The organism is Cellulomonas sp. P5_C6, from assembly GCF_054049635.1.
Window position 1 is genome coordinate 1 of the sequence record NZ_JBFULZ010000384.1, and the last position, 795, is coordinate 795.

General features: G+C 70.6%; 1 protein-coding gene. It reads left to right on the forward strand.

Going from position 1 to position 795, the window contains the following annotated elements:
- Positions 1–132: 132 nt before the first annotated feature.
- On the forward strand, positions 133–795 hold a 663-nt coding region (locus ACXJKG_RS21300), incomplete at its 3' end, for a hypothetical protein (RefSeq protein ID WP_456847708.1).

The following is a 795-nucleotide window of genomic DNA, read 5'->3' on the forward strand; positions in this document are numbered from 1 at the left end:
GGAGGGTACCGACAACGCCGGCCTCTCCAAGTCGAAGTCGGCCGGGCCGGCTACGTCGCGGCGGACTTCCCCCTGAGTGACGCGGCGACCACCACCATCGACTTCACCTCGCACTCCGGCGTCCGGCCGAGCGTGCAGCTCGTTGTCGACCGGGACGGCAACGGCACGCCGGACGGCATCCTCGTCTACGAGCCCTGGGCCTACGGCGCGGGCAGCTGGTGGACGAACGCCGGCGGGTTCGGCGTCGCGTCCGACATGGGTTACGCCTCGTTCGGCACGATCGACGCGTTCGTCGCGGCCAACCCCGACGCCAAGGTCATCGGCGTCGGCTACTCGCTGGGCTCCGGCGTGATCGGTGACGCGGTCATCGAACGCATCGTCGTCGGCGGCGCGACCTACACCTTCGGCCTGGCGCCCGCAGCCGTCGTGACGCCGCCCAAGGTGATCACGGTCCACTCGACCGACAAGAACGGTGCCGGCTGGGGCTTCGGGGAGTCGCGCGTGTTCGGCCACCACGAGTACGTCGACAACGGTCTGCACGTGTGGACCGAGGAGGGTACCGACAACGCCGGCCTCTCCAAGTCGAAGTCGGCCGGCTACGTCGCGGCGGACTTCCCCCTGAGTGACGCGGCGACCACCACCATCGACTTCACCTCGCACTCCGGCGTCCGGCCGAGCGTGCAGCTCGTTGTCGACCGGGACGGCAACGGCACGCCGGACGGCATCCTCGTCTACGAGCCCTGGGCCTACGGCGCGGGCAGCTGGTGGACGAACGCCGGCGGGTTCGGCGTCGCG